This is a genomic window from Flammeovirga sp. SubArs3 (genome assembly GCF_947387565.1).
GTDB classification, from domain to species: Bacteria; Bacteroidota; Bacteroidia; order Cytophagales; family Flammeovirgaceae; genus Flammeovirga; species Flammeovirga agarivorans.
In genome coordinates this window covers 139,992-164,378 of sequence record NZ_CANDOA010000006.1, presented here as the reverse complement: position 1 = coordinate 164,378, position 24,387 = coordinate 139,992, and the positions used below count along the sequence as shown (strand labels likewise).

Annotated in this window: 23 protein-coding genes; 12 read left to right on the top strand and 11 right to left on the bottom strand. The window is 34.7% G+C overall.

The genetic code is table 11. The features are described 5' to 3' along the window. Positions 1–24: 24 nt before the first annotated feature. Together QL232_RS17740 and QL232_RS17735 are read right to left on the bottom strand one after the other, a co-directional pair. Positions 25–3,111 carry a response regulator gene (locus tag QL232_RS17740; protein WP_281615163.1) on the bottom strand — a complete coding sequence of 1,029 codons (3,087 nt, stop codon included), beginning with the start codon at positions 3,109–3,111 and terminating at the stop codon, positions 25–27. A 39-nt stretch (positions 3,112–3,150) separates the two neighbouring features. After that, positions 3,151–5,214, bottom strand: a complete 2,064-nt coding sequence (locus QL232_RS17735) for a SpoIIE family protein phosphatase (protein WP_281615162.1) — start codon at positions 5,212–5,214, stop codon at positions 3,151–3,153. A gap of 247 nt (positions 5,215–5,461) precedes the next feature. Here QL232_RS17735 and QL232_RS17730 point away from each other — a divergent pair, with 247 nt between their 5' ends. The 4 genes from QL232_RS17730 (at position 5,462) to QL232_RS17715 (ending at position 8,920) form a co-directional block, all read left to right on the top strand. After that, positions 5,462–7,108: an FAD-dependent oxidoreductase gene (locus QL232_RS17730; protein WP_281615161.1), complete on the top strand. Its 1,647-nt coding sequence runs from the start codon at positions 5,462–5,464 to the stop codon at positions 7,106–7,108. Between the two features lie 97 nt (positions 7,109–7,205). Continuing rightward, on the top strand, positions 7,206–7,763 hold the full coding sequence (locus tag QL232_RS17725) for a YeeE/YedE thiosulfate transporter family protein (RefSeq protein ID WP_168884364.1): 558 nt from the start codon (positions 7,206–7,208) through the stop codon (positions 7,761–7,763). A 10-nt stretch (positions 7,764–7,773) separates the two neighbouring features. After that, positions 7,774–8,196, top strand: a complete 423-nt coding sequence (locus QL232_RS17720) for a YeeE/YedE thiosulfate transporter family protein (protein ID WP_348646753.1) — start codon at positions 7,774–7,776, stop codon at positions 8,194–8,196. An 82-nt stretch (positions 8,197–8,278) separates the two neighbouring features. Continuing rightward, on the top strand, positions 8,279–8,920 hold the full coding sequence (locus QL232_RS17715) for a YiiX/YebB-like N1pC/P60 family cysteine hydrolase (protein WP_281615160.1): 642 nt from the start codon (positions 8,279–8,281) through the stop codon (positions 8,918–8,920). Positions 8,921–8,969: 49 nt separating this feature from the next. Here the strand turns inward: QL232_RS17715 and QL232_RS17710 are convergent, their stop codons facing one another. From QL232_RS17710 to QL232_RS17700, 3 genes are read right to left on the bottom strand one after another with little or no spacing between them, the layout of a single operon-like run. Further along, positions 8,970–10,061: a DUF2652 domain-containing protein gene (locus tag QL232_RS17710; protein ID WP_211093358.1), complete on the bottom strand. Its 1,092-nt coding sequence runs from the start codon at positions 10,059–10,061 to the stop codon at positions 8,970–8,972. An 11-nt stretch (positions 10,062–10,072) separates the two neighbouring features. Next, the gene (locus QL232_RS17705) at positions 10,073–10,318 is read right to left on the bottom strand and encodes a hypothetical protein (RefSeq protein WP_168884362.1); all 246 of its coding nucleotides are present in this window, start codon (positions 10,316–10,318) and stop codon (positions 10,073–10,075) included. Positions 10,319–10,335: 17 nt separating this feature from the next. Continuing rightward, positions 10,336–11,025, bottom strand: coding sequence for an HAD family hydrolase (locus QL232_RS17700; RefSeq protein ID WP_281615159.1), 690 nt, complete (start codon positions 11,023–11,025; stop codon positions 10,336–10,338). Positions 11,026–11,227: 202 nt separating this feature from the next. Between QL232_RS17700 and QL232_RS17695 the strand changes: the two genes are divergently transcribed. Together QL232_RS17695 and QL232_RS17690 are read left to right on the top strand one after the other, a co-directional pair. Next, positions 11,228–11,824, top strand: a complete 597-nt coding sequence (locus tag QL232_RS17695) for a hypothetical protein (RefSeq protein ID WP_281615158.1) — start codon at positions 11,228–11,230, stop codon at positions 11,822–11,824. Positions 11,825–11,950: 126 nt separating this feature from the next. Continuing rightward, positions 11,951–12,250, top strand: coding sequence for a hypothetical protein (locus QL232_RS17690; protein ID WP_168884359.1), 300 nt, complete (start codon positions 11,951–11,953; stop codon positions 12,248–12,250). A 414-nt stretch (positions 12,251–12,664) separates the two neighbouring features. On the opposite strand, the gene QL232_RS17685 is transcribed toward QL232_RS17690, so the two are convergent. The 4 genes from QL232_RS17685 to QL232_RS17670 form a co-directional block, all read right to left on the bottom strand. After that, the gene (locus QL232_RS17685) at positions 12,665–13,231 is read right to left on the bottom strand and encodes an LUD domain-containing protein (protein WP_281615157.1); all 567 of its coding nucleotides are present in this window, start codon (positions 13,229–13,231) and stop codon (positions 12,665–12,667) included. Position 13,232: 1 nt separating this feature from the next. Next, entirely contained in the window at positions 13,233–14,603 is a 1,371-nt protein-coding gene (locus QL232_RS17680; protein ID WP_168884357.1) for a lactate utilization protein B, read from the bottom strand. Continuing rightward, positions 14,587–15,357 (bottom strand): (Fe-S)-binding protein, encoded by a 771-nt coding sequence (locus tag QL232_RS17675; RefSeq protein WP_281615156.1) that lies wholly within the window; start codon positions 15,355–15,357, stop codon positions 14,587–14,589. The genes QL232_RS17680 and QL232_RS17675 overlap by 17 nt, the downstream gene beginning before the upstream one ends. Positions 15,358–15,495: 138 nt before the next feature. After that, positions 15,496–16,380: a class II aldolase/adducin family protein gene (locus QL232_RS17670; RefSeq protein WP_281615155.1), complete on the bottom strand. Its 885-nt coding sequence runs from the start codon at positions 16,378–16,380 to the stop codon at positions 15,496–15,498. Between the two features lie 206 nt (positions 16,381–16,586). On the opposite strand from QL232_RS17670, the gene aldA reads away from it, so the two are divergent. From aldA to QL232_RS17640, 6 genes are all read left to right on the top strand, one after another. Next, entirely contained in the window at positions 16,587–18,053 is a 1,467-nt protein-coding gene (gene aldA, locus QL232_RS17665) for an aldehyde dehydrogenase (protein WP_211093357.1), read from the top strand. 82 nt (positions 18,054–18,135) lie between these two features. Continuing rightward, positions 18,136–18,315, top strand: a complete 180-nt coding sequence (locus QL232_RS17660; protein ID WP_168884354.1) for a hypothetical protein — start codon at positions 18,136–18,138, stop codon at positions 18,313–18,315. A gap of 96 nt (positions 18,316–18,411) precedes the next feature. Continuing rightward, a complete protein-coding gene (locus QL232_RS17655) occupies positions 18,412–19,605 on the top strand; it encodes a DUF6786 family protein (RefSeq protein ID WP_281615154.1) in 1,194 nt (397 codons plus the stop codon). A 110-nt stretch (positions 19,606–19,715) separates the two neighbouring features. Continuing rightward, entirely contained in the window at positions 19,716–20,282 is a 567-nt protein-coding gene (locus tag QL232_RS17650; protein WP_281615153.1) for a Crp/Fnr family transcriptional regulator, read from the top strand. A 30-nt stretch (positions 20,283–20,312) separates the two neighbouring features. Beyond that, positions 20,313–20,513 carry a hypothetical protein gene (locus tag QL232_RS17645; protein ID WP_168884351.1) on the top strand — a complete coding sequence of 67 codons (201 nt, stop codon included), beginning with the start codon at positions 20,313–20,315 and terminating at the stop codon, positions 20,511–20,513. A gap of 27 nt (positions 20,514–20,540) precedes the next feature. Continuing rightward, positions 20,541–21,353: a hypothetical protein gene (locus QL232_RS17640; RefSeq protein WP_281615152.1), complete on the top strand. Its 813-nt coding sequence runs from the start codon at positions 20,541–20,543 to the stop codon at positions 21,351–21,353. Between the two features lie 3 nt (positions 21,354–21,356). Here QL232_RS17640 and QL232_RS17635 read toward each other — a convergent pair whose 3' ends face one another. Together QL232_RS17635 and QL232_RS17630 are read right to left on the bottom strand one after the other, a co-directional pair. Next, positions 21,357–22,307 (bottom strand): helix-turn-helix transcriptional regulator, encoded by a 951-nt coding sequence (locus QL232_RS17635; protein WP_281615151.1) that lies wholly within the window; start codon positions 22,305–22,307, stop codon positions 21,357–21,359. A gap of 178 nt (positions 22,308–22,485) precedes the next feature. Further along, entirely contained in the window at positions 22,486–24,309 is a 1,824-nt protein-coding gene (locus tag QL232_RS17630; RefSeq protein WP_281615150.1) for an arylsulfatase, read from the bottom strand. Positions 24,310–24,387 lie beyond the last annotated feature (78 nt).

Genomic DNA, 24,387 nt, shown 5'->3' with positions numbered 1-24,387 from the left:
GTTGGATTTAAATTATACAATTTATTAGGACACTTCTTTTCTTAAAGTGTTCGGTGTTACGTGATAATATTCATTGAAACATTTTGTGAAATAATTCGGAGTATTGAATCCTGTTCTAAAAGAAATCTCCGCCATGGTAAGATCCGTATTTAAAACTAATTCATGAGCATATCTTAACCTGATATTTCTTATAAAAACACTACTTGATTGTCCTGAGATCGCTTTCACTTTTCGATGCAGCTGACTTCTACTCATCCCTAAGTGATTGGCTACTTCATCAACAGATAAATCTGTATTATCTAAGTTCTCTTCAACAAAAGAAGTAAGGTTCTTAATTAACTTCTCATCTTCAGATGGGAGGTCTGCTATTTCCTTCTTCAGCATAAAATTCGTACTGAATTTCTCTTGAATTAGCTTTCTATTATTGATCAAACTTTTTACTTGCAGTAATAACTCTTGCTTCTCAAAAGGTTTTGTCACAAAAGCATCTGCTTTTAATGAGTACCCTTCTAACTTCGTATCTAAATCCGCTTTTGCGGTGAGTAATACGACAGGTATATGAGAAGATTCAACTTCGGCTTTAAGTTTATCCAGTACCTCTAGACCGTTGACCTTTGGCATCATTAAATCGGATATCACAAGGTCTGGTGCGTAGCGTAAGGTCTGTTCTATACCTACCTCACCATTCTCTGCTGTAATTACGTTGTATTCATCATTCAACATTCTTTCTAAATATTGAAGAATATCCTTGTTATCATCAATCACAACAATTGTTGGCAATTGAGCATCGATCACCTCTACCTGGCTTGACTTCACATCAAATGTCTTTTCTAGAGTCGTAGTAGAACTTTCAGAAATGACAGGTTCTAACTGAACGGGTTCTATGATTTCAACATCAATATTTTCCGCCTCAAAGTCTTCTTTTCGGAGTAGAATAGTAATGGTGAACCTACTCCACTGTCCTTCTACACTATCAACACTAATACTACCACCCATTGTTTTAATCAATTCTGATGTTAGTGCAAGTCCAATCCCATTACTAGCCGCTAAACCAGATTCTGAATGATAATATTGATCAAATATTTTGTCCAAGTTGACAGCAGGGATACCTTCACCAGTATCATATACCTCAATAGACAGTCGATCATTCTGCTCCTTCAAAGTTACATTGATCTCATCTTGAGGGTGTGTAAACTTAAAGGCATTGAAAACTAGATTATTGATCACTTTGGTCAATTTATCTAGATCCATCAGCGCCTTTTTATCTTCTGATAAGACAGACCAAGAGAAGTTCACCTCATTCTGTTCCGCAAAAGATTCAAATGAGCCTAACATGACTTTGAAAGTATCATTAATACTATATTCAGACAGTTTCACCTTCTGTTTTTTGTTGTTCTCTAAAGAAGAAAGGTCTAATATCTGATTGATTAAGCTTAATAGCTGTTTTGACTGTCTTTCGATTGTTTTAAGGTGTAGAGGACTATGCTTACTTTTTGTTCTAAGTTCCGTTACTGCACTTAAAATAAGCGTTAAAGGGGTTCTAAACTCATGAGATATATTGGAAAAGAAGCGGGATTTAAACTCATCTAATTCCTTTAACCTTTTCTCATTCTCGATAAGTAACCTCTGCTTATGTTCAATTACTACCCTTTTTCCCTCTGACAATATATATTCTTTGTCTTTGTCCTTGTAGCTCTTATAATAAAAGACACCTCCACCTGCAAAGGTGATAATGAGTATAATTGAGAAAAGAATAAGATTCTGCTTTTTTGCTAATTCTTCATTGTAAGTCAGTTGAGCCTTAAGCTTCTCTTCTTCTTTTTTAACGACTTCATAATTTGCCTCAAGCTTGGCTATCTTTTCAAATTTCTCAAGGTTAAGGTATGCTTGAGATAAACTATCATGAATTCGATTTGTCAGATAAGCATTCTTATAGTCTTTTACATTAAAATAAGCCTGACCTAACATACCTGTAGTACCTACTTCATTTTTTAGATTTTTTGTCTTTTTAGATAAAGCGATACTCTTTTTAAACGCAGTGATTGCTTTGTTATAATGTTGTTGATCGTACTCAATATGGCCTTGAATCACATAGAGTAAATCTTCATCTTTTGTTTCACATTCTGCATCTAATGCAATCCCTTTATCAATATAAAGCATCGCACTATCATATTTCTTGGATTCTCTATACGCCTCTGCTATGGATGGATAGATACCTATTTTAAAACAATTTTGGTCGAGTTCGTTACGTAATTGCAGCGCTTTTTTAAAATATCTAATTCTGTAGTCTACTGTTTCTAAGATCGCCTCAGTTTCTGTATTCGGATCTAATTGGCTCGATAACTTATCATAGGCTCCTCCAATATTTGTTACCACTGTAGCCTGATAGTGTTTGTTGTTTAAATCTATAGAATACTTCTCTGCCAATTTGAACATTTCAATGGCTTTGTATATATATTTTTTAAATAGTTCTTTGTCTTTAACTGATAAGTTTTTCCAGATTAAAGCTTCGTTGTTGACTACTTTAAATAGACCCATTTTATGGTCATGTAGTTCGTAAATCAAACGAGCTTTCTTAAACAGTTCCATCGCTTCATCATAATTACCATGGTTTCTATAATAGAGTCCTGTTGAATTATAAATATCTGCCAATGGAATCTCCATCCCTTCCTCTTTGAATATTTGAACCGCTTTGTCAAAATACGTCAAACATTCTTCTTTATTTTTGATATTATAATAAAGGCTAAACCCAGAATATGCCTTACCTAAGCCTGCATTGTTATTTGACTCTTTTGATAGTTGCTCTACTTTTTCAAAATAGAAGTATAGGCTGTCCAACTTTCTTTTAATAAGATAAGTCTTTGCCAAAATATCATATAAGTCAATTTCAGCATTAATATTATTCGCTGATTCAGCTTCAGTAATCAATTTTTGAAGGCCACTAACGGCATCATTGGGTTTTGAATAACGTAACTGGTTATAATATTGACTACCCGTACTAAACTTGTTAGACGGTGTTGAATTCTCAAAAACTGTCCTCAACGAATCAATTTCGCTTGCATAAATAGAGGTAGCAGAAAAAATGATAAGGGTGTATATCAGAAATTTCATCAAATAGTAGTTGTGAGCGAAAAAATCAGAGTAATTAAATTATTCTACAGTAAAGCTTAATATTAAAATATCATCGGTTTGTGGCTCCCCTTGATATTTTCTCCAATTGTTCAGTGTAGTGTCAAGAACACTTTCTTGTTCTCTGACAGGTAAATCTTTTATTTCTTCCAACAAGTTTCTAAAGTTATTGGCCATAAACTTTCTATCTTTTGGTCCTCCTAGCTGGTCTTGGTAGCCATCAGTATAGAAGTAGAATTTAGTTCTTCCTTGAGAGATATCTATCTCATGGTTAATAAAACTATTAAACCTTGTATCCATTCCACCAATACTTCTTCGGTCACCTTTAACCACCTGTTGTTTTCCATTTTGGAAGTAAACCCAAGAGTTTTTTGCACTACTTACGGTTACTATCTTTCTTGAGTAGTTGATACAAGCCACCGTAATATCCATACCGTCTTGCACTCCGTAAGTTTCATATTGACTTAAGGTAGTTTGCAAACGTTGGTGCAATCCTTCAAGTATTTCTTTAGGAGAATGAATGTTTTTTACCTTAATGATTTCATTTAAAATACCATTACCAATAAGGGACATAAAAGCACCTGGAACCCCATGCCCCGTACAATCTATAGAAGCAACTATACTTAGGCGTTCATTGTTTTTATATAATTTTCCTGAGTAATAATAAAAGTCTCCAGAAACCACTCCACATGGCTTGTAGAAGATCATTAAGTCGTCCAACAACTTCTCCATCTTTCTTCTTGATGGTAAAGTGGCTGACTGTATTCTTTTTGCATAATTGATACCCGATTGTACTTGCTTATTCTTGGTATCTAATAGCTTTACATATTCTTGTAAATGGTCTTTTTGTGCTAAGATTTCTTCCCTCTGGGCCTCAATTTCATTGTTTTTCTCAGTAATATGACTGTATGCCTTCTTGAGATTAAGGTAGAATTTTAAAAGAAGATAAATGCCTAGTACCATCAAAAGGAACATCAAAACCATCACAAAAATAAACTGACGTTGTTGCTTTAATACCTTTTGATTTAACTCTTGTTCTGTCTTTAAAGATGAAATCTCCGATTCTCTTTTTTCTGACGAATAATTTTCTTTGATCTTCGCAATCCTCTCTTTGATATCAACATTATCAATTTGTTCTTTTATTGTCTGATATTCTTTATAGTGATGGAATGCGTTTTCAATATTGTTTCTCTTATATTCAACTTGATATAGCATTTTGGACGACTCCATTTTCCAGAAGTCGCTGTCTTTTATATCTGCTCGATTATAAACATCTAATGCTTTCTCTTTAGCGAGGATGTAGCGATCTAATGTCAGGTAATAATCAGCCAACCAGATTTCATACTCACAAAAAGCATCAAAATTATTGTTCTCCTTGAAATAAGCCAATGCCTCTTGTATCTCTTGAATCGCTTGTTTTACCTTTCCTTGGTTAAAAAGTACGCGAGAACGAATCGCAATAACATAAAACTCTTGTTCTTTAAAACCATACTTTAAAGACTCAAAAAATGACTCATTTAAGTAATACAAGGCAGAATCATTCTCATTTAGAATCGTATAGGCTTCTCCGATATTAAACATCATCGATACCTGATTTTCTCTCTGATGTAATAGAATGGTATCCGATTCAGCCATAAATCTATTGATCGATGTTAAACCCTTATGGTAAAATTCTATGGCTTTATGATAATCTTTGTCTCTAAAATAGAATACCCCAATATTGTTACTGATGGTTGCTACATCAGCCCAATCTTTTAAGGATTCAGAAATCGTTAATGCCTTTAACTCGTAATCAAAACCAACGGCCATGCGTCCTTTCTTAATGTAATAAGACCCCATGAATTGATAAGCGACACTTTCCCACTGCTTACTTTCTATCATCTTACTGACTTCAAGAATTTTTGTCGCGTAGAATAATGTCGAATCTGAAGCAGTGCGAATATGTTCGTAACACTTATCTTCATATTTTTTCAATATATCAATCCCTTTTCGATGTGTGTCAGAAGCTTGCACAGGTGCAAAGACAAATAGATAGCATAGGATGATGATGAAAAAACCGTTAGTATATTTTTTTGTAGTTATCAATGTTATTGAATACAAGTACAAGTAGAGTTATTTACAAGAAAGAAAACAATTTTCAAAAAGTATAATTTTTAATGGATTAATTTATAAGAATCACATAATTTATTAGGTGAGTTGTTAATGAATTCGAAAAATGGTTCAATTCATAACATTGAAAGCATTTGTGTAACAATTGTCACATTTTCAAAATCCCCTCTCTATTACGTTTGTAACATCATAAAAAAATAAGCGATTAAAATAGAGTTTGAAAATGGATAACAAGAAACGTATTATCATTATCGGAGGTTTATCTGCAGGTCCATCTGCTGCTGCAAAAGCAAGAAGAACAGATGAAAATGCTGAGATTATTTTGTTTGAAAAAACAGCTAATATCAGCTATGCAACTTGTGGTATTCCTTACGCATTTTCAGGAAGAATTAAAGATAGAAACAAACTTTTGGTGGTAAAGCCAGACCTATTACGCCAAAGATTTAATATAGATGTACACTTAGAGGAACCGGTAACAAATATTGACCCGGAGTCTCACACTGTATACACTCCAAAAGGGGAATACAAGTACGACAAATTAGTGTATGCAACAGGTGGTACTGCCATCACTCCTCCAATTGAAGGAATTACTGATTATCAGGAGTGGGCACATGCCAAAACAATTGAAGACTTTGATAGAATCGTCAAATCAAATGCATTAGACACAGCTGAACATATCACCATTGTTGGAGCAGGATTAATTGGTTTAGAAACAGCAGAAAACTTAGTTCAGATTGGCAAAAAGGTAACTATTGTAGAATTAGGTCAACATATCTTAGGCCCTTGGGACGATAAGTTTGCCACAATGGGTGAGAAAGTACTATCAGAAAATGGAGTTCGTTTAGAACTAGGAAAATCTGTAATTAAAATTAATGAAAATGGTGACTTAACTTTAAGTGATGAAACAGTTATCCCTTCCGATTTTCTCATCATGTCTATTGGTGTAAAACCGATCACTGAGATGTTGACGTCAAAAGGTGCTGCTCACCTTCCTAACGGAGCCTTGATTGTTAATGAAAAAATGGAAACCAACTTACCAGATATCTATGCTGCTGGAGACTGTGCTTCCATTCCAAATATTGTAACCAATTCAGAAGGTTGGTTCCCAATGGGTACTCACTCTAACAAAGGAGGTAGAGTTGCCGGAGCCAATGCTGTTGGTGCAAATGAAACTTTCCCTGGTGGTTATGGAACTGCTATCATGGAAATGTTTGATCATACTATCGCTAGAACTGGAGCAGGGCCGAAAATCTTAGAAAGAGAAGGCATAGAGTATGCATCTACATTTATTATTGCCAACTCTCACCCTGGCTTCTACCCTGGAGGTAAAGACATGTTTATTGAGATCTATTATACTCCAGATACTCATGTGATCTTGGGAGCTGAATTGTTTGGTGAAAAAGGAGTAGATAAACGTACAGATGTTTTAGCTACTGCCATTTATGCAAAATTGACTATTGAAGATTTACCAAATCTAGACCTAGCCTATGCCCCTCCTTTCTCACCAGCAAAAGATCCTGTTATTGTGGCTGGATTTGTAGCTCAAAATGCTCAAAAGGGATTGTTTAAAGAGGTAAATGTTAGTGTTGCAAAAACGGCATTCGAAGCAAATGAAGAGATGACAATTCTGGATGTTAGAAATCCACAAGAACTAGAAAATGCTGGAATTATACATCCAAATGCGTTGAATATTCCTCTGGATATTCTAAGAGAACGTTTAGATGAAATTGACCCATCAAAACCTATTTATGTTACATGTGCCAAAGGACTTAGAGGCTACTTAGCTTCTCTAATTTTAGCACATCATGGGTTTAAAAACATACACAATATTGCAGGAGGATTTACTGCATGGAAAAAAATTAACTTATAGATAGTGCTTGTCGATAGTGTCTAATGTTAGATACTATCGACACACTGCTAAATGATTCATCTACTCAATTATATAATTATCAATAACTTTCACGACAATGGAATTTTTATTAGCACCCTGGCCTTGGTATGTCAGTGGACCCATCGTTGGGGCTACAATGGCCTTACTTTTACTATTTGGAAAAAGCTTAGGACTTTCTTCCAATTTTAGAATCGTTTGCTCAGCATGTGGGGCAGGTAAGAAGAATGACTTTTTCAATTTTAATTGGAAAAACGAATCTTGGAACCTTGTCTTTGCAATTGGTTGTATCCTAGGCGGATACATCAGTATGGAGTATCTAGGCGGTGATCACTTAGCAGGAATTTCTAAAGCAACACAAGAACACTTAGCACAGTTAGGAATTACAAGTGACTCGCACTATGTATTACCTACAGAGCTTTTTAGTAAAGATGCCATCTTTTCCTTTAAGGGAATCAGTATGTTAAGTATTGGTGGTTTCTTAATTGGTTTTGGCTCTCGATATGCAGGCGGTTGTACTTCTGGACATGCTATTAGTGGATTATCAAATCTACAATTACCGTCACTTATTGCCGTTATTGGTTATTTCATAGGAGGCTTAATCATGACTTGGCTTATACTTCCTTTTATTCTTTAATACATTAAATATGAAACCGATTAGAACAATAATATACTTAATTCTGGGGGTGTTTTTTGGAATCGCCTTATCAAAAGGTGAAGCTATTTCATGGTTTAGAATCCAGGAAATGTTCCGTTTTGAATCTTTCCATATGTATGGATTTATAGGTTCAGCCATTGTTATTGGTGCACTGTGTATTCAAGTCATTAAGGTTTTTCAGATCAAAGATTTTGATGGGAAAGATATCGTTCTTGCTGACAAACAGAAAAGTATTTGGAGATATCTATTAGGAGGTATCGCTTTTGGTCTCGGTTGGGCATTAGTTGGTGGATGTACGGCTCCCCTATTTATCTTAATGGGGTATGGTGAATACAGTATGGTTATTGTCTTTATCTTTGCATTGTTAGGAACTTTCTCCTATGGAATATTTAGAAACCGTTTACCTCACTAACATTGTTAACGCACAACCCGTCATCTTGTAAAATTATTAGTTTTTGATAGTTAAAATAGATCGTTTCCTATAGCTTTGCAGCATGAAATATTTACTTCATTTTGTAATTGTTTTAGTAGCGTTTGCTTCTTGTAAGAAACAGCCTACTACCATCAATGATCTAGAGGCAGGTGATATCATTTTCCAAGATCTTGATTGTGGAGATTTTTGTGTTGCTATTAATAAAGTAACAGAAGGATGGAATGGTAGAGATTTTTCTCACTGTGCCATTGTCGCAGAAGAAAATGATTCACTATTTATCATCGAAGCGGTTAGTGCTGGCGTAAAGAAAACTTCTTTCAAAGAGTTTTTTGGTAAGCATACTGGCAATGGTGGCACAGTGTTAGGGCGAGTAAAACCCGAGTATAAATCTATCGCTCAACAAGCGGCAAAACATGCTTTTAAATATTTGGGGAAATCGTATGATGAGGTTTTCGATATTAATAACGACAAGTATTATTGCTCGGAATTAATCTATGAAACATTTAAGGAAGCAAATGAAGACAAAGAAGTCTTTCACCTTTTTCCAATGACATACAAAGATCCCGACACTAAAGAGTATTTCCCTATTTGGGTAGATTACTTTAATAATTTAGGAGAGCATATTCCTGAAGATGAACCAGGGTTAAACCCAGGTGGTATCTCCAGATCATCCTATTTGGAAGTTACTCCCCTACAGCTATAATTTAATAGATAACAAAAAAGCCAAGGTTCATTTTCCTTGGCTTTTTTGTTTAGACTACTTCTTTAGCATAATATTCTTCAGCATATACTTTTAGAGCTTCAATGGTTTTCTTCGAGTTTTTTAAAAAGAGCTTCTTCACAAAAAACTCAATAAATAACTTATTGATCCAGTTTTTTGGCTCTAAGTGTAACTGAATTTCAAGCTTAGTATTATGCGTACCAATAGAAGACAGTTGATAAAAGGTATGAATTGACTTAACAATTGGAGGGCTAGCTGTATACTCACCATAAACTAAAACACCCGCCGGAACATCTTTTGTCACTGTCACAAGGTTAAAGTGTTTTCCATTCACCACACAGACATGTTCTGTTCCTAACCTTGTTACTTCATCTTCATTGTATTCAAATTTCTCTACTCCCTCAGTCCATTCATGCCTGAATTTATAGTTGGTGATCAATTCCAATAACTGTTCTTTTGAAACCTGTATGTCTTGATCTACAGTAAACGTCGGAGGTTTTCCCAAATTCACCTTGTGAGCATAAGAATAAGGCTTCAGCTGTAGGTTTTTGGTATTTATTTCGGAGTATACATAAGGTATTTCTTCTCCATCATAAAAATCACTAGAGCTATTAAAATTGAATAGCTTCGACTGATAGTTTTCTGATAAATGGATTTCTTTTCTAAGATCATCTGAAATCAGAATATAGTTATCACTGTCCACTGAGTTTTTTAATAATCGATGTACTTGAATAACTGCTTTACCAAAAGGCTTACGCTTGTTTTGAACATTGATAAACTGTATATCACAACAATGGGCTACAATCTTTAATTGTAAATTTGGTGCCGACATACAAGCGTTACAAGGACAAACTCTATTCTTCTTTAATAATTCAAGATGGGAATAAAATGCTGTATACATTTGCTCCGCTTGTGCAAGAAGACGTTCTAATGATGGCACTTCATTTTCTTTAAAGAAAAATAGGGCATCACCTTCCACTTCGGCTAATTCCAATCCTTCAATGTTAGATTGGATCAATATATCTAAAAGTTCAGCAATCACATGCTGACTATGTTCTACTTCTGTATTTTGTATAAATTCTGTAAATCCAGAGATATCAGGAAGAAAAAGCAATGATTTCATAATTGGTCGAGTTATTTTCTTTTTTTGGATTTCCTTTTTTCACTCCCCACTTCATACATGGGTTTCTTTGGCTTACCAAAAAACTTTTCATAAACATTCATCACAAAACGAATAGGCCAAGTGACAACTCTGATTACATAATAGAAGGCACTACTTACAAACATACTTGCCATAAAAAACAGCGTAAAAAAAGCCTCAAATGCGGCAACAAAAACCAATAAGACTTTCTTAATAATGCCTACAAAAAATGATCTCATAGTGTAGTTCAGTCAGTTTATAAGATAGATGTTATGTCTAATATAGAATTTAATTCCTTAAATCTATCATTTTCCTCAATTTCATGATCTATCATTTCATGGGCCCAAGTAGTATGGAAAGGAACATGGTAAGCGTAGGCTCCTAAAGATAATACAGGTACAATATCTGATTTTAAAGAGTTACCAATCATCAGAAATTCTTCGGGTGCTACATCCAAATGTTGAAGTAATTTTTGGTACTCGCTTTCCGTTTTCTCTGAGACAATCTCAGTATGGTGAAAATATTGTAATAAATCTGATTTTATCAGCTTCTGTTCCTGTTCTAATAAGTCACCTTTCGTCGCTACTACCAATCGATACTTCCCTTTTAAGTATTCCAACGTCTCAATAACTCCATCCAATAGTTCTATTGGGTTATTCAACATTTTTTTACCTAAGTCTAAGATCTGTTCAATTTCTTGGGCAGTTACTTTACCCTTAGAGAACTTCACAGCCCCTTCAATCATTGATAATGACAGGCCCCTCGTTCCGTAACCGTACATTTTTAAGTTATGGATGACAAGGTCGAATAAATTCTTTTTTAGTTCACCCTTGGGCATGTACTTCTCAATAATTTTAAAATAATTGTCTTCGAATTCTCTAAAGTATGGTTCGTTAATCCATAGTGTATCGTCTGCATCAAAGGCAATTACTTTAATATTCTTCATTATGAGTATAATTGAGTTAAAACTTCAACAAAGCTAGTAATTTTTAGAATAGAGGGTTCAATAAAAAATTAATTTTTGGACCAAAATTACTTAAATTCTGAAAAGTGAATACAATATCTTTTTTTCATTAGTTCCATATCCAACATTTTTTTCTTGACGTATCATTTTATAAATTTCTAGATCATCAAAACTGTTCAAGCAAATGATACAAGTAATCCATGTACTAATTCACAATTCATTTATATACAAACCCAATTATACTCCAGAAACGAGAGCAACATTAAACGATTGGTTGACTAAGGATATACAAAGAAATTATACTTATCAAGACGGGATTTTATCATTTCATCAATCACTTAAAAATAGTATTACTGTCGATAAGAGTATTGGAAAGATTATTATCGTTCAAGATGTAGTAAATAAGACTGAGACAGTGGTATCACTTCCGAAGAATAAGAATAGTTTTGATGAAGGGTTCTATCAGATAAAGTTTCATGATGAAGAAATACCGTCATTACATTTCCAATTAGGCGAATATCTCAATATGGAGATCCCGAGTCCATCTAGAGAATCTCATAAATTAGCACTTCTTCATATTGGAAAAACCATAAGACACAGAACAAATTTTAAGTTTGAATGTAGAGGGGATAGTTTAGGTGCTCAGCGTTCCTATGGAGAATATGATACATTAGTCACCTACCTTGGTTCTACTAAAAATGTTGATTTTAATTTGAAAAAATCAACTGTACTACCAATTCAAATCTCCAAAGAGATCAATGAGCGAAAGATGCTATATTAGTTAAAGAGATAGAAATTTATTCATAACAAAGAATTAATTGTGAAAAAAATCAAGTGATCACTATAGCTATGATTTAAAGTTTATCGACTTTTTGTATATTTATTTAGAACTTAAAATAATTCAATTATGCTTACACCCGAAGAACAAAAAGCTGAAGATGCTTTAGATAGCAGTTTTAAAGGCTCAATTGCCCAAATAAAAAAGGGAATGATGGAGCAAGACCTAAATATTATTCGTGAAGTTATAGGTAATATTACTGTTTGGTGCGGCCATTTAGGTGACAGACCAGATTGGCTCACAAGTTTTTCAAGAACAGTACAGGAAAAAATAGATCAATACGGCAATAGTGATCAAGTTGATGCTAAAGAAAAATTCTTCGAAGAACTACAGAAGGCTTACGACTCCATTATCTTAAAAAAAGCATAGGTCAATAAGAAATTAATTGCATGCCCTTATAAAATGAGGGTATGCAACCATAAAACAGCGTCATGTAATGCAAAAATACAATGATGTAACATCAAAGTGGGTAGATGTAACGATGACTTACTACCTCGTAATGCAAAATTGAAGGCATGTAACAGTGAAATGCCACCATGTAACGTCAATTTGAGTGCATGTAATGCTAATTTATGTAGATGTAACAGTGAAACAGCCCTATGTCATCGCAAAATGATTCTATGTAACGTAAAATCACCTACTGTAAACGCTGAAAACATACCATGTTAAAACAAAAACACACCTTATAAAGGTGTGCCTTTCAACTTTTCTTCTATAAATTATTTCTGCTTGATTTTCATAGATGTATTCTCACTTATATATATACTTAAACTATTTATTCTTCTACTTTTGAATAAAAACAGTGAGAGACTTTGCTCCATGTGCACCCTTTACAAGGGATTGCTCAATATCTGCTGTCTTTGATGGACCTGAGATAAATACTCCATATCCATTTTCTTGTGGTTTGATATATGTATAAGCCTCATGCATATTCCAAACAACTTTTTGATAAGGAAGAACAATAATAAGATGACTTGCTATTGCTGTTAAAGCTCTGTGTTCTAAGTCATCGCCTGCTACCCAAATAGCACCATTCTCTGCCACTCCTAGCTGTCCTTCGATTACAGAAAGATGAAGGTCTGACATTTCTGTTTCGCCTAATGTATTGGTTAGTCCTAGTTCTTCAATTGGAGAATAAACAGGCCCCTCCTTTTTTCTTTCTTCTACTAATTGGTGCAGGTGATCTCGGTTATCACTAATGATTACCTCCACTCCTAAAGTGCCTAAAGCATCAAAAAAGAAAGAGTGTTTATCGTCTGAAAGACCATCGAAAATAGGAACTAATGGAAGCGATTTTGATGGTAGTCCAAGTCCTTTAATATTCCTTAGAATTTTATCTTTTGCTGTCATATTAGTTCTTATTTTTCTTGTACCAATCATCAAATGTCTGTGTTGGAACTGGTAGTTCTCTTTCTAATCCCCAAGTATTCATACCATTGTAAATCAATGCTCTTGGTCCTTTCAAGAAAGTATTGCCTACTTTTCCCATCAATTTAAATAGCGTCGGGTTACCCATGGCTTTCCCTGCCATTTTCATACTCATCTTTTTAGCGGGATCATAATTGGTTTCTTCCATAATGATCTGACGCCACTTATAAAGCTGAGTATGTATATCAATTTTTACTGGACACACATCACTACATGATCCACATAATGTAGAAGCAAAAGGTAATGAACTATGCTTTCGTAAATCTTTACCTGGTGAAAGGATAGAACCAATGGGTCCTGGGATCGTGTAAGTATAACTATGACCACCACTTCTTCTATAGATCGGACAAGTATTCATACATGCTCCGCATCTAATACAGTTTAGTGATTTCCTAAAATCATCTCTTCCTAACTGTTCTGTTCGACCATTGTCTACCAAAACAATATGCATTTCCTTTCCTTCTTTGGGTTGGTGGAAATGAGAACTATATGTAGTAATCGCTTGTCCGGTTGCACTCCTTGCAAGAAGTCGTAAGAAAACGCCTAGATGTTCAACCTTAGGAATAATCTTTTCTATCCCCATACAGGCAATATGAACCGGTGCCAAATTGGCTCCCATATCTACATTTCCTTCATTGGTACAAACCACAAATCCTCCTGATTCAGCTACAGCAAAGTTGACACCTGTAATGGCAGCATCTGCTTTAAGGAACTCGTCTCTAAGGTGCTTTCTTGCTGCTCTTGTAAGGTAAGTGGGGTCAGTAGCACCTTTTTCAGTATTAAGGTGTTCATGAAAAAGCTCCCCTACTTCTTCCTTCTTTTTATGAATAGCAGGTAATACAATATGACTAGGGTGTTCTTTGGCCAATTGAACTATACGTTCACCAAGGTCCGTATCCACCACTTCAATATCATGTTGGTTCAAATGAGGGTTCAATCCACATTCTTCTGTCAACATGGATTTACTTTTTACCACATTTTTCACCTTATGTTTTTGGAGAATAGACAAAACAATATCATTGTGTTCTTTGGCATCTTTTGCCCAATGTACATGAATCCCATTTGCCTTTGCCTGTTCTTCAAATTGTAAAAGGTATTTATCTAGATGTGATAAAGTATGTGCCTTAATTTGAGAAGCTATTTCTCTAAGTTCTTCCCACTCTGGGATGGAATGAGCTGCTGTATCTCTTTTTTCGCGTACAAACCATAACGCTTTGTCATGCCATGAAACACGCTTTGGGTTCTTATTAAAAACCTTTGCTCCTTCCTGATGTGATTTATATTGCGTTGACATGTTGACTATTCTTTGCGTTAGAGTTGATTGCTTTAGAAGCTAAGATTTCTGCCAGATGTATTACTTTAATCGGAAGTTGCTTCCGCTGTATGATTCCATCCAAATGCATTAAACAAGACATATCCCCTGAAGTAATGTACTCCGCACCGGCATTGATATAATCGTTTAACCTATCGTTGCCCATTCTCACCGATACATCAGGTTGAGATACACTAAATGTTCCTCCAAAACCGCAACATTCATCTGCTCTTGAGGGTTTCACTAATGATAATCCATCTACTTGTTCTAAAAGTTTATCTTGTTTGGATACATCACAAGTGACCCTTTCTGAGCATTGTCCCAATCTCATTCCTCTTAAACCATGACAGCTTTTGTGTACAGCTACTTGATGCCCAAAAGATGCTTCTAAAGTATCATCCTTCATCACATCATACATAAATTCTGTAAGATCGTATACTTTTGGCACCAATGATGACATCTCAGGGTACAGAGTTGCACCATGCTCCCTAACATGCAACACACAACTTGCTGAAGGCCCTACAACATAATCGAAGTCCTTAAAATTTTTATAGAACACTTTTAATGCCTCTACCCCATCTTTTTCACAACCTGAGTTAGCCATTGGCTGGCCACAACAAGTCTGACTCATGGGATAGGTTACTTTACCATATTTTTGTAACAATTGTAGAGTTGCCTTTCCTACCTCTGGGTAGAATTGGTTGATATAACAAGGTATAAATAATCCGATTTCCATTTTGGTAGTAGATTTAAAGTATTAGGTAGTAAAATGTCTTGCCTGCATTTATACAGACAAGACATATGATCTTGGTCTGATTAGAACCAAAACTGTTGAAATTATAGTCACACAAAATCTGTAGTCACACAGAGTTTACTATCTTCTATTGATGATTTTAGCCTTTTTATAGAAGTCGTTAAGTAACAATTCTTCGTCTGCCCACTTCGAACGTTTATCGTACATTCCAAGCTTCTCTCTAATTGCGATCATTTCTCTAGCCTTTTCAACACCTACAGCAGAAATTTCAGGAGAAACAATAGTAGCTACTGCCACTGTCTGACAAATCGCCTCTACATTTTCCATTTTCCAGTAAGCATCTTCCAAATGACTACCCCATACAATTACGCCATGGTTTTCCATTAATACCGCCTGATGATCAATTGCCGTTTCGCCAATTACTTGTGCATTTTCCGGTGAACCTGGAGTTTCATATTTTGCTAAACCAATCTGACCTAAGAAAATGTCTGCCTCAGGAATAACACCTGTTGGAGGTACAATAGAAGCAATTGCGAAGGCAGTACCATGAGGAGGGTGAGCGTGAACACAAGATTTAGCAGAAGGCATACGCTTCATTACAGCTAAGTGCGTCATTACTTCACTAGTTCTTGGTCGGATGCCTGCTTTTTGATTACCATCCATATCTACTAAACAGATATCTTTTGGTTTCATCGCACCTTTAGAGATTAATGTAGGAGTACATAATACAAGGTTATCACCTACTCGTACCGTAATGTTACCTCCATTACCATCGACAAATCCTTTTTGCCATAAACGTAAACCTACAGAACATATTTCCTTTTTAAGTTTCTTGATAGGTTTAGAATTAAAAAACAACTCTACCTCTTCTCTAGTGACAGGATCCTCACCTTTTTTCCAGTGGAATTCTAATTGAGGTAACTCTGGAGTTATTTTCCAGTTACTTTGTTCTTCTCTGTTTTTCTTAGATTTCTTTGTTGATCTAATTGGAGTGATTGCGTTCATAATATATATAAATATTTTTTTGATTCATTTTGCTTTCGATACTCCAAACATAACAGGACAAATACAGGAAAGTATCCTTTAGTGTCCTGTGTACACTACAGGATACTACAGGACATTAACGCTAAAAATTAGTCGTAACTAGCAGGTAAGTTCAGCTCGAATGAACATCCAAACAAAGAATTATTACACTATATTTTTATAACACTATGTCACAAAACTCTTATGCTGTTGGTACGCAGGTGAAAACGTACCAACAATATATCGCGGGATCATTTTTTAGCTCTGCTAACCACATTGAAGTTCTTAACCCATGTACTGAAGAGGTAATTGCTTTAGCTCCAAGAGGTACTAAAGAAGATGCTGATAAAGCAGTTGCAGCGGCTAAGGCTGCTCAAGTTGAATGGGGCCTTTTACCGGCAGTTGCAAGAGCAGAGTATCTAAAGAAAATGGCACAAGTCATTAGAGACAACAGAGTATTTCTTGCAGAAACTTTAGCTTCGGAACAAGCGAAAGTAATGGGTCTTGCTCAAGTAGAAATTGATGTTACTGCTGTTTACTTTGATTACTATGCTGGTCTTGCTAGGTCGTATGAAGGTGAAATCATTCAAAGTGATCGTCCAAATGAGCAAATGATGTTACACAAACTACCTATTGGTGTGGCTGTAGGTATTTGTCCTTGGAACTTCCCGTTCTTCGTAATGGCTCGTAAGATTGCTCCTTCTTTATTAACAGGTAATGCTTGTGTCGTAAAAGTAAGTGAAGAAACACCTATGGTATGTTTTGAATTTGCTCGTCTTATCGAAAATATTGGTCTTCCAACTGGAATCTTAAGTATTCTAACAGGATATGGTCATGAAGTAGGACAAGCATTATCAGAAAACCCTGATGTAGGTATTATCAGTTTAACAGGTTCTGTAGGAGCTGGCCAAAAAGTAATGGAGGCAGCTGCAAAGAATATCACAAAAGTATCTTTAGAGCTTGGCGGTAAAGCACCTGCAATTGTATGTAAAGATGCTGATCTTGATTTAGCAGTAAAAGCAATTGTAGCATCAAGAGTTATTTTCAGTGGACAGGTATGTAACTGTGCTGAAAGAGTATATGTAGAAGAAGAAGTATACGATGAGTTTATGACAAAACTTCTTCCTGCAATGAAAGCGGTTCGTGTAGGTGATGCAAGAACTGATGACAAAGCAGATATGAGTGCTCAAATCAATAAAACGCAATTGATGAAAATCGATAGCATGGTAAAAAGAGCCGTTGAGCAAGGTGGAGATGTATTGTTAGGTGGTAGAGCATCTACAAACTTCTCAAAAGGATATTACTATGAGCCAACGGTTATCGTTAATGTTGAGCAAGATCACGAGATCATGCAGGATGAAACTTTCGGTCCTATCCTTCCAGTAATGAAAGTTTCATCATTCGACCAAGCTTTAGATTATGCAAACGACAGTGACTATGGCTTAACATCATCTATCTATACTAATGACATCAACAAAGTGCTTAGAGCAACTAAAGAGTTGAGATTTGGTGAGACGTATGTTAACCGTGAAAACTTCGAGGCAATCCAAGGTTTCCATGCAGGCTTTAGAAAGTCGGGTATTGGTGGAGCTGATGGTAAGCATGGTTTAGAAGAGTATCTACAAACTAAAGTAATGTATATACAGCAAAACTAATCCAATTAATTAGCAAGAGTCTATTGCTTTTGGTAGACTCTTGCCACCTATTTTTTTTCAATGATTCATATTTTTTAAGGACATGACTTATCCATTAAACAATCTACAAGAAGAACAGCAAATCATTAATGCCATTTTACGTAATGATCAAAAACGCAAAAAATGGCTTAAGGCTTCCAATTGGTTAAAAACACAAATGATCAAATGGGAGATTCAAAATATTGCACCTGATCAAAGATCAGTGATCATAAAAAATAAGTAATAGACGAATATATACACAATTAAAGCTCTTCATAATTATGCAAGAGTTTTTTCTCTTTCTAAAAAGGACACCTCAAACTTAGTACTATTTAAAGAAATGAAATTTATTAATAAAATATTTATCGTTATGAGTTTATCAGCAACACTAAGTTGTAATGAAGAGAGTCATCAAATCAAAGAAGGTACTTTTGGTTATGATGTTGACTTCTTAAGTCAGTACCAGAATACCATTGTTTTAGAAAATAATAATGGCAAAAGTAAGGTAGCAGTTGTACCCGCTTATCAAGGGAGAATACTCACAAGTTCTGCAAGTGGTAATCAGGGAAATAGCTATGGTTGGTTAAATTATGACGCTATTTCTTCAGATAAAATAGAAGAGAAAATAAATATATATGGTGGTGAAGACCGTTTCTGGCTAGGCCCGGAAGGTGGCCAATACTCTATTTTCTTTGATCCTAAAACAGAATTTACCTTTGATAATTGGAGGACACCCAAAGAAATTGATACAGATGTATTTGAAGTTGTCGAGAAAAGTAAAAATAAAGCTGTCTTCCAAAAGGAAATGCAGTTAACTAATTACTCTGGTTTCCCATTCCATATTTTAGTCAATCGAGCTGTTAAAGTTTTTGATCAAGCAGAAATTGAAAAAAATCTTTCATTAAACCTCAATGATTTATCCGTTGATTATGTAGGTTTTGAATCGATCAATGAAATCAAAAACATTGGTAAAAAAGCATGGAACAAAGAAACCGGATTACTCTCTATATGGATTTTAGGGATGCTAAATCCTACCAAAGAAACTGTTGTGATGGTCCCTTATAAATCACAAGCTGACTACCAAAGTTATTTTGGTGATATTCCGACAGAAAATATCAAAGTAAAAGACCAACTCATTTTGTTCAAAGCAGATGGTACCCATAGATCCAAAATTGGATTGGCTCCTCAGAATACTGTCCCTCTATTAGGAAGTTATGATGCGGAGAAAGAGGTACTAACGGTAGTCCAGTTTAGTTTTAATAATGATCAGGACTATGTAAACTCAATGTGGGAATTACAGGAAAATCCATATAAAGGTGATGCTGTAAATACATACAATGATGGTCCATTAGAAAATGGAGATCAATTAGGTCCGTTTTATGAACTAGAATCATCTTCTCCGGCAAAAGAACTTTCTATCAATGAAAGTATTGTTCACGAACATATTACCTATCATTTTGAGGGTAATAAAGAAGATCTCAATAAGATTAGTTTGCGGTTATTTAAAACTGACTTGGAAAGTATCAAACTTTAGTCTCTTATTAATTTTCTAATTTGATAAGCTCAACTTAATTTAAGTTGGGCTTTTTTCTTACCCAAATTCATTTACATTTGTATTATACTATTTATGAATCTCTCAAAAACATGCGAAACTATCTAAATGCAACCGGCTTATTTAATCAACAAGAAATTGATGAGTTTCTCTCAATAGGTAAAAGAGTTTACCTGCAGAAAGGAGAGTTTTATCTTTCCGAGGGAGAAATCGCTAAGAAATTTGCCTTTGTCGTTTCAGGTGTGTTACGTTCATTTTATTATTCTAGTAAAAGTGAAGAGATCACCTATTGTTTTTGCTTTAATAATGAGCTTATTAGTGGTTATTCATCGATGGTCACTCAACTACCTACAAGAGAGAACATCCAAGCAATAGATGACTGTGAATTGATCGAATTTTCTATGGAACAAGTCAATCAAATCATAGGAAATAAAAGTAATTGGTTACAATTTTCGAAAGAAATCGCAGAACGAAATTACATTAAATTAGAACAACGTATCTTTATTCTTCAGAAAGAAAACGCCCAGATGGCTTATAATGATCTTTTAGAAAGACATGCAGAGTATCTCAATAAAATACCATTAGGATATTTAGCCTCTTACCTAGGAATTAGCCAAAGGCATTTAAGTCGTATTCGGAAAGAAGCAACATATGTATAATCAAATTCCAAAACTTAAATTACCCTCTTTATGCCCGACAAGAAAAACTTTTTAGTAGGAGTAACTTTTCTTATTATGATTGTATTAAGTATTTCACTTTTTATTAAAGGAAAAGATGCTGAACTTCAAGCCAAGGAAAGTAAAAAATTACAACAACTGTATTCTGTTGAAAAGGAAAAAGTAAGTGCCTTACAGGAAAAACTAAAAGAATGTAGAGCACAGAATAAATAACAACAGATCATTAACGCTCCATCTTAAATGAACAAAACTAATTTCATCTTCTTCTCTCTAATTTTATGCCTTGGCTGTAGTAAAAAATTAAATACGATTGTGATCCCAGAAGGTACAGATCCTAATTTTAAAATTGTATCACATCAAGATAAGGGATTCACTGCTACAAATAGAAAAGTAGATGTATTTGGTATTCCGATCTATGCCTATGAGGATGTAGAAGATGAAAAACTTTTACATGCCGCAAATGTAATGGCACAGTATCTAGACAATGATGAAGATGGAGTTGTAGACAATCCAATACTAATCACTACTTTACTAGCAAATAACGCTGCTCTTTTTATGTGGAAAAAGGAGTCTCAAATCCGACTAAATGCTCAAGATTTAGGAGCAGATGAAACCGTTCCAGAATGGCACAGTAATCCTAATATGAGGTTTGATGCTTCACTTGAAGAAGTATGGCATGTCATTACACATTCTGGTTATTCTAAAGCCTATCCAGAGGTTTTTGGTGAAAATGAAAACTCTCAATTGGCAAAAGCTATGGATATAGCTAGAGGCGGAGTTTATCAAAAAATACCATCCGAATATCCCACAACAGCCTGGTATACCTACGATGACCGTACTTGTACTTATGATTGTCAGGTGACAGAATATTTTTATTGGGGTATGACTTCAATTCTTGGTGCACAAAAAGATCGATTAGAAAGTATTGATAATGAATGGAGACTAAATACAAAGGATAAAGTTGCCCAAACAGATGCTTTACTATACCAATTATTGACTGACTCCACTTATCAATTCCCAACGATATTACCCAACGGAAAGTATCGACAGTAAAGACTACTTCCTATACTCACTTGGTTTTACTCCAAAATATCCTATATAGCTTTTGGATAGATGATTTACATCTGAAAATTGATATTCATAGGCTAATGTAGTAAGTGTCTTATTTGTATTTTCAAGTTCTTCTTTCACTTTTAATAGACGTTGTTCATTGTAAAACTTATAAAGTGTCTGTCCATATAACTCTTTAAAAATATTGGTCAGTTTAGTGGATTGTATACCATATTCTTTGGCCAACTCTTTCAATTTTGGCTTTACTTTCAGGTTTTCAGTGATTAGATATCGAATTCTTTGAACTGCTGCTAATTCATGATCCAAGAAAAATAGTTGGTCTTCTTCTGCCTGAAATTTTTCTAATGTATTTTCTAAAATGACTAATAGTAATCTGAGTCGAGCATTGTACCACTTCTCTTTGTATTGAGGCAAAATTTCGTGTCTTAATCCTTTAATCATTCCTTTATACCAATCTGTTGTTAACTTGTTTCCAGAATGATAGAGGTAAGTATTTATCTTTTCTAACTTTTCAATCACCATGGGAGAAAATACACTCTTATTGATTTGAAAAACAATGGCCTTTTGAGTGATTCCTTTTTTCTGATTGATTCTAATTTTTTGATCCCCTTTTAGAAAAATAAAACCTTTGGGAGTATTAATAAAAACTTCCCTTTCCCCCTCCATAAATGAGATGCCATTAAAAAACAAAGCTATCAGGTAATCGTAATTTTTTGTTTTATGTACATCGACTTTAAAATCCTGAAGAATTTGATGTTCATGTGCTACCACTACAAGCTGTTCATGATCTTCTGAACAATACGAATAACCTTTTATTAAATCATTATCTATCTCTACAGTATAGGGTGATATAATCTTCCCTTTTATATGCTTTTCTAAATAGTTAATGTAAGGTCCATCAAAACCTGATTCATGAAATTCGAGTGATTCTGCCATGTTAATACGATCCGTTTTATATTTAAAATATGGCTTTTACTTCAGAAATTCTATTAAAAAAAGGAAACCGTACTGTTCAATTATATTCAATATTTAAAGAATACTAAAAAGGCCATCATTTACTATGAAATGATGACCCCAAATTATTCTAGCTATAAATTTCTGTTTGAAATTGCTTTTAAAGATTTTTATCAGAGTGATGCTCTACATATATGTAAAAAGCATTTGTTTTTATTCCTTTATCTGTAGTGAACCAAGCGGTTAAATCACTATTTCCTTGAAGGATGTCAGCATCTATCGATACAGCACTTTTTGAGTTATCGACATCAACTGAATATTCTTTTTCTCCTACTTTGATGTGTGCTGTTTTGAAAGACATTGCTTTCCCTGCCACTCTTGCATCGGTATACTTTGTTGCTGGAATAGCATCATCAATTGCTGCATTTAATGGTAACCCACTTTCTTCTGGCCATCGGCTTAAATTGAATGTATACTTACCAGATTTCACAAAGTTGACCGCAAAACTTGCCGGTTTCATTGGCTTACCTTGACGAATTAGTTTCTGGTTCCAAGGTGGGTAATAATCAATTGTTCTAACATCATGACAAGTCAAAACATCAATTTCATCTACACCAAGATCAATAATCGAATATTTAGTTTCTTTGATCATCTTATCCCACCAATTGTTGTAGAAGTCGTTCATCTTTTGAACTCTTTCTTGATGCGTTGAAGCAATATTCTCTTTTTGTCCAGGATCTTTAGAAAGGTCATACAACTCATCTCCATTCACCAATCTCCATTGACCATCCATCACACAACTTTGCTTCCCTTTCTTAGGCCAAGAAATACGTTGAGTATCTACTACGAGCATTCTCTCTTTGGTCTTTGTTTGTTTTAGCAAATAGTCGCTGATATCCATACCATCCATTAACTTGCTTGGTGTATGTTCAATACCAGCAAAGGTTAATAAAGTAGGTAAGATATCTACATGAGCAGTCAAGTCACTTAACTCTTTACCTCCAGTAAGGTTACCGTTTGGCCATCTGATGATAAACGGAACTCTATGGCCACCTTCATATTCACTTGCTTTTGTACCTCTCATTTGAGCATTATAACCATAGTATTTTTTAGTCTTTTTATTCAACTTATAACCATTGGCTGTACCATTATCGGTAGTGAATATGACGATAGTATTATCTGCAATTTCCAATTCATCTAACTTTGACAATAACGTTTTAAAGTTATCATCTACATTAGAAATCATACCATAAAAACGCTTCTGAGTCTCTAATAAACCTTCAGCATCTTTATACTTTTCGTAATATTTTTCTGGAACATTGTATGGACCATGAGGTGCATTTAAACTTACATAAGCCAAGAAAGGTTCATCTTTCTTCACTTCAATAAATTTGATGGCTTCATTAAACCAAACATCAGTACAATATCCTTCTTGTTTTTCTGGCTTACCATTTCTAAAGTAAGTATCATCAAAGTAATCGTTATTCCAGTAATCAGGTGTTTGCCCAATTCCTCCTCCGCCATGATAAAAGGCCACATCAAAGCCTCTATCTTGGGGTAAAAAAGGATGGTTATCACCTAAATGCCATTTACCAAACATGGCCGTATTATAACCGTTTTCCTGGAAAATATCGGCCATGGTTACTTCATCTTTATTCAACATTGAAGCACCCATAATCGTATGCCATACGCCAATTCGATTTGGATTTCTACCCGTCATCAAAGCCGATCTTGTAGGAGCACAAGTCGTTGAAACATGATAGTTCGATAAGTTGATTGATTCTTTCGAAAATTGGTCAATAGTAGGCGTTTGAATCACAGTATTACCTGTATGCCCCATATCTCCATAGCCTTGGTCATCTGTAATGACGATAATAATATTAGGTTTTTTGGCTGAAGTTTCTTGTTGATTTACTTTTTGGCATGAAAACGCGAAAAAAAGGTAAACCATTAATCCCAACGAGGAGAATAATTGTTTTTTCATGTTACTGTCCTTAGTAGAATAATTGTTTATATAAAGTAACCACTATCCGATGATTGATAATCGGATAGTGGCATTCCG

Coding starts and splice junctions, on each gene's coding strand:
- QL232_RS17740 (WP_281615163.1), bottom strand. CDS start 3,111: ATGAAATTTCTGATATACACCCTTATCATTTTTTCTGCTACCTCTATT.
- QL232_RS17730 (WP_281615161.1), top strand. CDS start 5,462: ATGGATAACAAGAAACGTATTATCATTATCGGAGGTTTATCTGCAGGT.
- QL232_RS17725 (WP_168884364.1), top strand. CDS start 7,206: ATGGAATTTTTATTAGCACCCTGGCCTTGGTATGTCAGTGGACCCATC.
- QL232_RS17720 (WP_348646753.1), top strand. CDS start 7,774: ATGAAACCGATTAGAACAATAATATACTTAATTCTGGGGGTGTTTTTT.
- QL232_RS17715 (WP_281615160.1), top strand. CDS start 8,279: ATGAAATATTTACTTCATTTTGTAATTGTTTTAGTAGCGTTTGCTTCT.
- QL232_RS17710 (WP_211093358.1), bottom strand. CDS start 10,061: ATGAAATCATTGCTTTTTCTTCCTGATATCTCTGGATTTACAGAATTT.
- QL232_RS17705 (WP_168884362.1), bottom strand. CDS start 10,318: ATGAGATCATTTTTTGTAGGCATTATTAAGAAAGTCTTATTGGTTTTT.
- QL232_RS17700 (WP_281615159.1), bottom strand. CDS start 11,025: ATGAAGAATATTAAAGTAATTGCCTTTGATGCAGACGATACACTATGG.
- QL232_RS17695 (WP_281615158.1), top strand. CDS start 11,228: ATGATACAAGTAATCCATGTACTAATTCACAATTCATTTATATACAAA.
- QL232_RS17690 (WP_168884359.1), top strand. CDS start 11,951: ATGCTTACACCCGAAGAACAAAAAGCTGAAGATGCTTTAGATAGCAGT.
- QL232_RS17685 (WP_281615157.1), bottom strand. CDS start 13,231: ATGACAGCAAAAGATAAAATTCTAAGGAATATTAAAGGACTTGGACTA.
- QL232_RS17680 (WP_168884357.1), bottom strand. CDS start 14,603: ATGTCAACGCAATATAAATCACATCAGGAAGGAGCAAAGGTTTTTAAT.
- QL232_RS17675 (WP_281615156.1), bottom strand. CDS start 15,357: ATGGAAATCGGATTATTTATACCTTGTTATATCAACCAATTCTACCCA.
- QL232_RS17670 (WP_281615155.1), bottom strand. CDS start 16,380: ATGAACGCAATCACTCCAATTAGATCAACAAAGAAATCTAAGAAAAAC.
- aldA (WP_211093357.1), top strand. CDS start 16,587: ATGTCACAAAACTCTTATGCTGTTGGTACGCAGGTGAAAACGTACCAA.
- QL232_RS17660 (WP_168884354.1), top strand. CDS start 18,136: ATGACTTATCCATTAAACAATCTACAAGAAGAACAGCAAATCATTAAT.
- QL232_RS17655 (WP_281615154.1), top strand. CDS start 18,412: ATGAAATTTATTAATAAAATATTTATCGTTATGAGTTTATCAGCAACA.
- QL232_RS17650 (WP_281615153.1), top strand. CDS start 19,716: ATGCGAAACTATCTAAATGCAACCGGCTTATTTAATCAACAAGAAATT.
- QL232_RS17645 (WP_168884351.1), top strand. CDS start 20,313: ATGCCCGACAAGAAAAACTTTTTAGTAGGAGTAACTTTTCTTATTATG.
- QL232_RS17640 (WP_281615152.1), top strand. CDS start 20,541: ATGAACAAAACTAATTTCATCTTCTTCTCTCTAATTTTATGCCTTGGC.
- QL232_RS17635 (WP_281615151.1), bottom strand. CDS start 22,307: ATGGCAGAATCACTCGAATTTCATGAATCAGGTTTTGATGGACCTTAC.
- QL232_RS17630 (WP_281615150.1), bottom strand. CDS start 24,309: ATGAAAAAACAATTATTCTCCTCGTTGGGATTAATGGTTTACCTTTTT.